Raw genomic sequence first — 11,557 nt, 5'->3', positions numbered from 1 at the left:
TGCTTGAGGATGGCAATTATCTGACTGTCGGTAAAACGTGAGGTCTTCATGCAAAATTTCCTGAATACTGCTGTTAGAAAATTCTACCTTTAAGACCGTTCCTTTTCTGGGGGGATTACCCCCAGTCCACCCCCCCCAAAAAAGCTAGCACTGACACGCCCAAGCACTCGCTGGCTAATCTCTTTCCATCCCCTTTCTCCGGAGCTCCCATGATCTCGCACAGCCAGATCTACCGCGCCCGTGCGGCCCTCGCCACCCATTACTACGCCGACCAGACCGATGACTACTACAGCCGCGACGGGAGTGCCGCCACCTGGCAAGGCGACGGTGCCCGGCGCCTTGGTGCTATCGGTGAAATCTACTCCGCACGCTTCAAAGCTATGTTGCATGGCGACTTTGGTCGTGGTGTCGCTGCGGGCCGGTCAGTCCGCAAGGATGCGAAGGCCCGTGCCGCCCTTGATCTGACCTTCGGCGCACCCAAAAGCATCACTTTGCAGGCCTTGATCGGCGGCGACGAACGCCTGATCCCTGCCAACGATAAAGCGGTTGCCTCGGCTCTCTCCTACGTTGAACAGCACCTAACCATGGGCCGCCACAAACAAAACGGCAAATCACGGGTAGAGCACACGGGGAACCTCATCATCGCCAAGTTCCGCCATGAAACTGCACGCCCTACCGAAGGCGCTGCACCCGATCCTCATCTACACGTCCACGCTCTGCTGATGAACCTAACCCAGCGGGCCGACGGCAGTTGGGTGGCCTTGTCCAATGAAGAAATCTTCAAGCTGCTGCGCGTGACGGACTCGATCTACCAGGCAGAGCTGGAACGCAATGTCCGGGCGCTGGGGTATGCGGTCCGCCATGAAAAGAGCCATATCGAACTGGCCCATATCAGTCGCGAGCAGATCGAATTTTTCAGTAAACGCAGTGCCGGCATCACTGCTGAACTGTCTGCACGCGGCACCAGTCGTGAAGAAGCCCCTCACGCCCTGCGCCAAGGCATTACCCTGGCCCATCGCCAAGCGAAGACTCCAGATCTTAGTCGCACGGAGCTACATCGGCAATGGCGTGACGCCGCTACCGCCATCGGAATGCAGTTCGACCTAGTAAGGGACCAAGCGGACATTCAACCGCCACAGATCTTCGGACAACCATCTGACCTGGTGGCACAAGCCTCACTGAACTGGGCGATCCAACATCTGGCCGAAAGAGAATCCGTCATGCCTCTGGCGGGTTTACTACAGAACGCTGTTCGCCATGCCGGTGGCTATACGGATATCACAGCCATTCAGGCAGCGATCCAGAGCCGTGTAGATTCCGGCGCACTGATCCGAGAAGCACCGCACTACCGCAGCACCCAGGACAGGACGGCCCTTCCCATGACGCGCGACGGCTGGGCGACAGAGGTCATACGCCTGCGCGGCCTGACGCAGGGCAACGCCCGGCAACTCGTTGACCAAGCCATTGCCAAAGGACGTCTGCTGATGGAAAGCCCACGCTACGCGACCCAGAAGGCCTATGAAGCCGAGTCCAGGATACTAGCCGCTGAGCAAACAGGTCGCAGTGCCTGGCAGACCACGATTGCAGATACCAGCGCCAAAAGCAGTCTCGACACACGCCTGACGCCTGGCCAGCGCGAGGCCGTCATGTTGATCGCGACCGGCTCCGATCAGATCGCCGGTATCCAGGGGCTAGCGGGCACCGGCAAATCCTTCGCTCTGCAAAACGCCCAAGCCATCCTCCAACAGCAGGGGCACACCATGACGGCCCTGGCTCCCTACGGGAACATGGTTCGCAATCTGCGTAAAGATTACATACCGGCCAACACCATTGCATCGGTGCTTGCCGCTACTGACAAACGCCCCTTCATCAACACCCTGGGGCCGAAAACCGTCGTAGTGATTGACGAAGCCGGGGTCGTGCCGGTGCGGCAGATGGACAAGCTGCTGGCCCTGATTCAACCGACGGGCGCAAAAGTGGTGTTGCTGGGTGACACCGCCCAGAACAAGGCCATTGAGGCAGGCCGCGCGTTTGCCATGCTGCAGGAAAACGGCATGAAAACTGTACTGATGGCAGACATCCAGCGCCAACGCTCTGAACGTCTGCGCCAGGCTGTGCAGTTGGCCGCAGAAGGCCAAGCCAGACGATCCCTGCCGCTCCTTGACCAGGTGCTCACCATCCCAGATCAGTTCACTGCCGACGAGCATGGCCACAAGCGCCGGGACAGTTCCGCCCGATATGAGGCCATTGCTCAAGCCTATGTACAGCTTCCAGCGGCAGACCAGGCTGGCACCATCGTGGTGACCGGCACCAACGCTTCGCGCGAAGCCATTAATGCACGGATCCATACCCTGCTCGGCCTGAAAGATAAAGGACATCAATGCCAGCTACTGGCTCGCCATGACACCACCCGCGCAGAACGCAGCGTAGCGCGGTATTACACCGTGGGCGACATCGTCGTACCCGAACGGGACTACCAGTGCGGCCTGAAACGCGGCGAGCTGTACCGCGTGACCGGCAGTACACACCATGACCGCATCAGCGTCGAACCGATTCAGCCCGGCCCGTCACCCACGCAACCCGTAGAAATCATCCCGAAAACCATGAGCAAGCTATCGGTCTACCACCTGAACCGAGCAGAGCTGTCTGTAGGTGACCATGTCCGCATCACACGTAACAATGCCCAGAATGATCTGGTCAACGGACAGCTAGCGAAGGTCGCGGCAATTGATGCAATGAGCATCACCATCGAAACCAATGGTCGCCACGTGCAGCTGCCCACAGATCGACCACTAAACATGGACTATGCCTACACCACCACCGCGCATAGCGCCCAAGGGCTGACCTGCGACCGAGTCCTTTACAACGCCGAAAGCTTCAGCCGCACGACTGCCCAGGACACTTACTATGTCAGTATCTCGCGCGAACGGCACGAGGTTATTGTATTCACAGACGACGCAAAAAAGCTCCCTGAGCGGGTTGATCGGCTAACGTACAAGGGGCTGGCACATGACCTGCAGTCGATGACGACCAAAGACCTAACGCACGGCCAGAACGAGCTTGGCATCCTTTCCCTATGCCCGGAATCTGAGCTGGAAATAGGATAACTAGCCGCCCCTTGTTCTCTATTCCACATACAGTCTGGTTAACCAAACAAGCTACTGCAGCTGCGTCAAAGTGGATCTGTTGACTTGCCCGGCAGATATCGGCCAAATGAGGACATTTACTTCGCTGGCTAACCGTTTAGAGTACATATGCGGCCGAGTGGAATCAGTCTCTATTCTTGTGAGCCGAAACTAGCAGCATCATTGGCCTCTCCGCTTCCTCGGCCAGCTCGGGCATTTGCCTGATCTGCTCGCGAGTGGGGGCGAATTCATTGATTCGGCGCAGCGTGAAACCAACTTCAATCAGCGAATTGAGCGTCGTTCCCATAGTGCGATGATGCTTTATTACGTTTTCGACAAACCAGTCGGTGTGGCGCTCACCCTCGACAGAGTAACGGTTGACTGGCCAAGTCTTGCGCCCGTCCTCGTCGGTAATCCAATGCGGGCGCGCAGCGGCCATGAAAATCGGATGTTCAATGGTAAAAACCAGATCGCCGCCCGGTGACAGAGCTGCATGGATTTCTCGGATAAGTCGCCCAAAATTCTGAACATAGTGAAATGTCAACGCGCTATAGACCAGATCGAAGGCTGACTGTGGCAATTCCAAAGTGTCTAAATCAGCGATACGGTATTCGATCGCTGTGTCCTTCGTATCGATCTTCGCTCGGGCGATCATTTTTTTCGACAGGTCGAACCCCACCACAGATGCCGCGCCTTGTTCACGCATCCACCGCGAAGCCCAGCCAAATCCGCAGCCAAGATCAGCCACTCGCTTGCCCGCGAGATCGGGCAGCATATCCCGGATCACGGGCCATTCTGGCGCGCCGTCCAGTCCACGCAACTGCCTAGGCAATTGACTGTAGCCGGTGAAGAATTCGGGGTTGTCATAGATGTTTTGTGCCATGTTCGGCTCAACGGTGGAAAATGGATGGAGCATACTTCTGAGACACTGTCATATTCTCGGAGCTTAGGCTGGTGATCCGCATAGTAAGCTTACCTAGGCTTCACCCCCCCCCTAATTGAAAGATCGAAAAGCACTCATCGAAATGAACGCAATCGTCAGTGTAGCAATGTCTGCTCTGGGTTGCGGATTCAACCGGTGGATGCCGTATTGCAAAAAATCTCGATCCGCAGATCGTTGGACAAAGAAATATCACCTCTTGACGATGGAAGAAAAGGATTTTATTCGTGGAAGGTTTTTTGAGTAACTGTTTAGTTTGTGGAAATACGCCCACTATAAAATCCCATCTAATCCCAAGGGCAATGGCTCGTGAGGCGCAAGTTGGCAAGGCACATGCTGTTACTCGCGAACCCGACAGATTTTCATATACACAATCTGGATTATATGAACAGAACATCCTCTGCGCAGCATGCGATAGCAAGCTAGGTTCGATGGAAAACGTAGCTGCGCAGGCATTTCGCAAGATACGAAAAACAGCTAAGACGTTATCTTTTGGTGAATATTTATTAAACGGCGTCACTGGAGATAGCATCCTACGCTTTGTTTGTGGGGTGTTGTGGAAATACAGTGTGGCATCACAAGAAAATGGCCGGATCGAACTGGGTCGATATAAAGACATCCTGCGGGATGTAGCCTTTTCATCTATTAATGTACCGCCGGAGGTTGACGCTCTTTTGCTTCGCCTAAAGCGTGGTCAAAGCGACGATGAAGTATTCGCTTATCGTGCTCCAAAGCCAGATAGAAAGGAGGGGGTGAATGGTTACCGGATCCTTGTCGGTGGGATGTTCATTTTTGCGAAGCATGATCGGCAAACCCCCAGGGGAGGCGCATTAGCAAGAGCCTCTATTCGAAGTAAGCCGGACTTGCCATATGCCGTGGTTCGAGCACAAGACTTTGAGGAATACCGATTATCGGCGAAGTTAGCAAATAGTGACGGCCCTCTATCTAAGTTTCTCGACCAACAAGAAAAACAGTAATTCCCGATAATTGGCTCAGGCGGAGACGCCTCAATCGTGTGCCCACAGCTCAAGCATCAAACAGCAGTTTTCTGAAGGCAAGGTAGGTAGCTATAGGTCGATTTCTGCCCTTCATATCTGGCAATGCCTGTGTGCTCAAGTATGAATCAGTACCTCTGACATTTCCTCGTACGCTTGATGCCGCGACACTGTAAAGCCCCAGCCGCCCATAGGTAATCATCACGCAGCACTCATGCTGTCGCTATGCAATCAAAGTGCAGATGGAAAGCCGTCAGCGTGTAGTCGGAACGTTGCTAGCGGCAGGTGTCCGCGCCGTCTACTAGAAACAAGGCTACAACCGTAGCCGGATATCCATTCAATAAATCAACCTCTTACACTGTTTTTTTGCTCTTTATGTCCTACGGCGCGGCTGACCGCCGTTTGCTCACAATTCCTTGAAAAATAAGCGCTTTTCCTACCCCCCTCCGGGGTGCGTCTTGTGTGGCACTTTTAAGGCCACAAATGAGCGACAGCGAATTTGGGGATTTGAAGGTGCCTGCTAGCCCAAAGGGCTAGCAACGTCACTAATCAGGGCCCCATCAAAGATGGGGAATTACTGAAGCAACTTCCATGGTCGGCTTAAAACGACCTTATGCACAGGTCACAACTATGTACAGTTGGTCGAACACGAGCTGCAACAACGAAGGAACGAAAAGGAGCTAGATACTAGACTATATACATGGAGTCGACCGTCCTCACTCGACCCACACCAACAAGTCTGCGGGCTTCTCAAGTTGAAGCAGTCTCCGTTTTGTCACTTTATGCACATTCTTCCCAAACACACTTCGCCTTCTCCTGTGAAGTTAAAGGGGCATCTACTTATCTTTTTCTCTCAGATTCTTTGCTACAGCACGAAACCGGCGAGATGCTGGAAATGCCTTTGAAATCGCGTCAATCTGATCACTGTCCAGCGTGCTCAGAATCCCGTCGTTGCGTTCGAGCGCACTTCCACCGCCCAGGTCGCCAATCTGCCTGGCCACCGTGTACAAATCATCTTCTGGCAGGGCGGGCAGGCCCCCCATTAAGTGTTCCGCCAACTTGCTCTTGGCACTATCTGAGCCACACGCGTAGGCAATCCCAGCTAACCGTTCGATCAAAGCGCTTCGAGTTTTCGGACGTGCCGTGTCTTTCAACACAGCTTCGATTGAAGACGGACTATCAACCGCCAGAGTGCTATCGCTGATGAGCACAAGAACTCGATTCGCTTGATCATCATTTAGACTATCGTCGGCAAGGAGATCAATCAAAATTCCCGGATCATCCTCCTCAACGGCCAAGATCCAGCATTTAAATGCGCCATCAAGATTCTCAAACAGAGGCTCGGGTGCTGAACTCAAAACAAGCTGCGCCGTCCCACTGCGCTGGTCCCTATCAAACGCTTTCGAAACTGCAGTCAACAACATAGAAAGGTCGCCTCGGTCCAAATCTGGCGATTGTGTACCCGTAAGCACCTCTGCCACGGATGTAGGCGTCAAGATCGTTGCGACAAAGCCAGCCAGTGCCGAAACGTGCTGCGGTGCCATGCGCCATACTGTTGATGTGACGTCCGCGACTCCTTGATTGCTCGCGGTGCTGGATATCCCTCGCTTGGCAAGGTCACACACCGACTCATAAACATCCCCGATGCCGTTGGTTCCCGATTTTTCGCGGATGAACTGACAAGCCCGTGCCACGATATCGTCGGGATTGTAGTCGCCAATTTGCGGATTGGGCTCGGGCCATGACTCTTTCATACACCGATGGACAGCAATATACGCGTCCGGCGTGCCGACTGCGTTTGTCAGTAGCGAAATTAAGACTTGTCCCACTTTTCCAACAGGAGAGAATCTGAATATACTCGCAGCAATCGGGAGCAGTTGACCCAAATAATCCGGATTGTTGTGCATGGCATTGATGCGATCCAGCAGACGCACGAGATGATCCTTAAGCGGCGCCTCAGACCATGACGTGTCCGACATACTCTTCACGAGTGTGTCATAACCCACTACCGATTTTTCATCCGAACCATTTGCGTTGATGAGCGCATCCATTTTTGTGACGAGTTGGCTCTTGCCCGCCTGCTCAGTTGCATCGAAGTTGCGCCCCAAATAGCCCGAAACAGCCGACGGTCGCACTGACATGTCCATCTTGGTCAGCGACGATATGATCGTGTCCCAGGACTCCTTAGCCTGATCCTTTAACACATCCAGCGCTCGAAGTGCATATTTTTCCCGCACAGTATCTTTCGCCCACAACAAGACAAGCCTCTCCAGCTCATTCGCTGTTTCAGCATCGATATCCGCACGCCACTCCGCAATCAGATCGTTAAACTTCGTCGATCCGTCGCTCCAATCAAGCGGCCAGTTTTCGTCGTCCTCAATTTCGTTGCAAAGACGTGTCGCGAAGGCAACAAGAAACGCTCGTCGTTCCTCCGCGCCAGCTAGATCGCTATAGCGTGCAGCATCGCCCCATGCAAACTCCGCTGCCGCTTGCGACCGAACAGCTACCAATCGAGTAAGTTGGCTCCACAGAACCTGACGCTCTTCCTCGCCTAGCTTCGCGGTACCAGCAAATATCACCGAAAGCCGTGGGAGAACCTTTTCCGTGAATCGTGGGGTTGTTGTCGCCTGTTCAAATTCGCCGATGGCTTGATCCGAATACTCGGTCTCCAGATCCCCGGGCAGAATACTGCTGTGCTCATCTATCCATTCCTCCAAATCAGAGAACGGTAACGTCTGAGATTCGTTTTCTAGTCGGATTTCACGTTTCAAAAGCCATTGTCTCAGCATCGTATCTGCAACAGTAGATAAGCCGTCTGTCTCTTTGACTTCGAGAGCCAGCCCCACTGTATCCTTGGCTGCACCCGTTACCTCACCCAGATTCGGTTCTCCGCCTGTCGCCAGGCGCCAATCCAGCGGATTCAGGCTTAAGATGTCTGCAATGAACCTCTCTGCGACGTCCCGTCGGTCATCTGCTGATGCGCCTACAATAATCTGCCGAGCCCGTCCAGGCTGAATATTCATGCGAACAGCCTTCAGCGCTGCCATCTGCCTTATAAGTGGAGACAATATTCTACGTTTCCGCCCTTGAGGTATCCGGTCTACCAACGCAGCGAGAACGCGCGCAGCATTGGTACGCCTCGCCTCGGTTTCTTGTGGCAATGCCTCACCAAAATCCTCCAATAGAACTGCATCTTCATCACCCAGGGGCTTGTCGTCCAAATGCCGTCCGAACGCCTCCAACACACCCACAACATCACCGGAAATGAGACTATCAAAAACGGCAGCAGCTCTATCACCAAACTTGCGCGTGATCGGGTCTTCGGCAAGCCGCAGCAACGGTTGTAATACCACAGGCCATCGCAGATCCACTAAGCTGGAAAGATAGCGCCTAAGCTTTCGGTGATCAACCCGCACCTCGCTAGTCAGTTCACCGTTCTTGTCCGCCACAAGAAACTCACTGAGTAATTCGCGCGCCTGCGGCGCCAGTTCGGTTAGAGGCTTTCCGCCAAAAACCGCATTCCGGAACTCCTGGATGATCTCCGGGCGATTCTGCACAGCATCGTAGAAATCGGGAAAATCAACTCGAAGGACACACAACGCCGCCAATGACAGCGGATGCTCCGTAACGGCACCCTTATGCAACGCACCGGGCGCACTGGAGCCTACACCGTTGCGTTCACGCAAGCTGCCGACCCACCAGGACTGTATAAACGCGTTTAGCAGCTGAATTGCATTCCGCGGGCTCTGCACATCGACATGAATCAACCGATCTATAACATCTTCTAGATCTACCTTCCGCGTTTTTAAATCGGTGGCTACGCTTTCTATGCCCTGCAACTTCTTTAGCGCAAAATCGCGCATGTCTAACTTTGGAAACTGTGGAATCTCCAACCGATACTGAAACAGGCGATCAAGATATCGACGCGCATCGCCACGCGAGAATACCGCGCCAGGTAAGTCGGGGCTGCCGAGCCCATTTCGCCGCTTGATTGCCTCCGCAATCTTATCCTCATCGCAGGAAATGACGAAAACCACACCGAACTCATTTTCAGAGGTGTTGAACGGCAATTCCAAAAACGTACGAATGGCATCAAGACCTGTGACCATCTCTGGAGCCGACAGCCGATCTAGATCATCGACAAAGACCACTAGGCGTTCACACTTTCGTCCGACATTCCGTCTGAACACTTCAATCTGATCCGTCAGCAGTCGCTCATACTCTTCTGCAGAAGTCGCGGGGAATGAAACAGACGTCTGGGGCAAGAACCAGGCGGGTGAGCGAACCCGTAGGTCAACGATAGTTTTCCCAAACCAGCCCGCCAGAACAATTGCACCGCCAAAGATCGCAGCTAAAGAATATTGCTCTGTTAAACCGGTAAGGTTGACATAACCCAGCGCAATCAAGAAGACAGCCAGTAAAATGATAACCAGTATGATGGCCGCGCCTAGGATTTGACCAAAAGCCTCTCCGAACCAATCCCCAAACGAGCGCCGCTGATGCGTTACGTTATTGACCTGCGCAAATAGCGCGCGCCGCAACGCAGCCTCATCTCCACCGAGCTGTTTGAAGGCTTCCCTCAAGAGCGCGCGCTTTAGGTCCTGCTCACCTCCGAATCGCCATGCGTTAAACGTGATGACGTGAATGCGATCAGCCCGGCGGCCTCCGACGAGTCCGGTTTTATCCTCTTCCAAGTCACGTCGATAGAGCGATTTGATCGAACTCTTACCCGTTCCCCATGGCCCAAGCAACCCAACGCTAAACGGCGGCTTGTTTGTCGGCGATTCGATCAGATCTCTTAGCGCATCGGCGTAATCCTGATGCCCAAACGCATCCGCACTGCGATCCTCAAGCTCTTTGTCGAGGATGCTAGGCATTGAAACCCGGCTCGCTACTTTCCCTTTTTTTTCATTCATTGGGGCAGATGCTTTGTTTAATTAATTTAGTATCAATTTACTACAGTATCTGCTTTGTTGCGCTACTGGAGGTTGCTCTATGCTCGATAGCGGCCATATCCAGGCTTTCCACCTCAAATTGGCAGCCCCGTCGGACCGAGGCACGAGCGATTAGATGCACGCCCAAGCACAACCTGACCCCATCCGATTGAACAGAATGTCGTCAGCGGTCACACCGCCGCTCGTGGAGGTAGGGGCAACTGCTGGCTTAACTAACGACGCCGGGCCATCTGCGCCACGGCTCCCGAGCATCTGCATCTGCTCGGCTACGATCTAGGTGCTGTAACGGTCAGCACCCCATTCTTTATCCTGCCATTTCCTGGTTTTCAAGCGCCCTTCTACGTAGACCGCACTACCCTGGCGCAGGTACTCGCCAGCGATTTCTGCCAAGCGGTTGTAGAACACAATCCGATGCCATTCGGTTTCTTCTCGCTTCTCGCCTGTCGCCTTGTCTTTCCAGCTTGTCGATGTAGCAACGGAAGTGGTGCAGATCCCGGCTCCATCCGCGCTATAGCGGATCTCTGGATCACAGCCCAAGTTGCCGATAATGATGACTTTGTTAACTGATGCCATGTTGTTGCTCCTGGTAGTGGTTCGGCGTGCTCGCCGACAAATGCCCCAGGCCGATAAAGCGGCCTGGGCTTCGGTTTAGTTATCTGTTGAGCCGTTCAAAATCTGCATGACGGCTTTTGCCTGCCAAATGGCGGCGTTGTTCAATTGACGCACCCACGCGCCACGTACTGGGCTCCACCGAAAGCCATGGCGCTTTAGAATTTCGCGAGTGCTTTTTTCCGGCTGGCCTTCGAACATAAACATCACACGGTTCTCTTCCACGGCCTCAGCGTATGCATACCCCGTCCCCTGTATGCTGACCGGCTTGCGGTCCTGGTTGGCCTGTAATTGTTTGATCCGCTGCCCAATGCGGTGAATGTTCGCGTTATTGTTAGTCAAGGTAAAAGACGGGAAGCCCGCACGCCCGGCATAGTCCGGCGCGATCAGCTTCTGTGCGCTTTCTTCCGAGTACCCAAGCTCAAGCAAAGCGCGCCGTTGGCCCTCTGCATCGCCCTTGTGCTTACGGATCACCTGATTACTCTTTTTCATGCGTTCCTGATTTGCTGTCAGTTGCTCCACCTGGCGCATGAGTTTGCTTATTGCATCCGGGTCATCGCTGGAAACTCCCCCATCGCCTACTGCAGCCGCCTTCTGCACATAGAGGTCAGCCTTCTTTTGCAGATCAAAGGCTTTGCCGTACGTGTTATGGATCCGCTGCCGGTAATTGCGGTCTCGGCCTTCGCTATGGTGGCCAACTAGGATCGGCTGTCCGAACGGAATCGCTTCACCCATTTGCTTTGCGCGGTCATAGGTGGTTGCCGCCTGTGCCTCGGCCTGCACTGCCCTGGCCTCTAGCCTGGCCTTACGATCTGCCTGCTTTGCTTCGTAGTGGTTCATGTCGCTTTCCTTCAAAAAGTGCGCAGTGGCGCGGTTCTGATGTCATTGCTGACCGGGCCTGAAGATTCTTGAGCCCGTTTGTAGGTTTTTGCT

General features: G+C 54.0%; 5 protein-coding genes and 1 pseudogene. 2 read left to right on the top strand and 4 right to left on the bottom strand.

What is annotated here, in order from left to right; translation table 11 throughout:
* The first annotated feature begins 209 nt into the window (after window positions 1-209).
* Complete coding sequence (gene mobF, locus ERE07_RS21015) at window positions 210-3,107, top strand: MobF family relaxase (protein ID WP_130010983.1); 2,898 nt, start codon at window positions 210-212, stop codon at window positions 3,105-3,107.
* Window positions 3,108-3,270: 163 nt separating this feature from the next.
* Here the strand turns inward: mobF and ERE07_RS21010 are convergent, their stop codons facing one another.
* A complete protein-coding gene (locus ERE07_RS21010) occupies window positions 3,271-4,008 on the bottom strand; it encodes a class I SAM-dependent methyltransferase (protein ID WP_130010982.1) in 738 nt (245 codons plus the stop codon).
* 284 nt (window positions 4,009-4,292) lie between these two features.
* Here ERE07_RS21010 and ERE07_RS21005 point away from each other — a divergent pair, with 284 nt between their 5' ends.
* Window positions 4,293-5,042 (top strand): hypothetical protein, encoded by a 750-nt coding sequence (locus ERE07_RS21005; protein ID WP_130010981.1) that lies wholly within the window; start codon window positions 4,293-4,295, stop codon window positions 5,040-5,042.
* Between the two features lie 854 nt (window positions 5,043-5,896).
* Here ERE07_RS21005 and ERE07_RS21000 read toward each other — a convergent pair.
* The 3 genes and pseudogenes from ERE07_RS21000 to ERE07_RS20990 all read right to left on the bottom strand — a co-directional run bounded on the left by ERE07_RS21000 (window position 5,897) and on the right by ERE07_RS20990 (window position 11,479).
* Entirely contained in the window at window positions 5,897-9,976 is a 4,080-nt protein-coding gene (locus tag ERE07_RS21000) for a P-loop NTPase fold protein (protein WP_130010980.1), read from the bottom strand.
* Between the two features lie 315 nt (window positions 9,977-10,291).
* A pseudogene (ssb, locus tag ERE07_RS20995) lies at window positions 10,292-10,588 on the bottom strand (single-stranded DNA-binding protein); the annotation flags it as partial.
* Window positions 10,589-10,663: 75 nt separating this feature from the next.
* Window positions 10,664-11,479, bottom strand: a complete 816-nt coding sequence (locus ERE07_RS20990; protein ID WP_245153822.1) for a DUF3560 domain-containing protein — start codon at window positions 11,477-11,479, stop codon at window positions 10,664-10,666.
* Window positions 11,480-11,557: the final 78 nt, after the last annotated feature.

Source organism: Allopusillimonas ginsengisoli, assembly GCF_004153455.1.
Taxonomy (GTDB): domain Bacteria; phylum Pseudomonadota; class Gammaproteobacteria; order Burkholderiales; family Burkholderiaceae_B; genus Allopusillimonas; species Allopusillimonas ginsengisoli.
The sequence above is the reverse complement of the archived record's forward strand: the minus strand, read 5'-3'. Positions and strand labels throughout refer to the sequence as shown.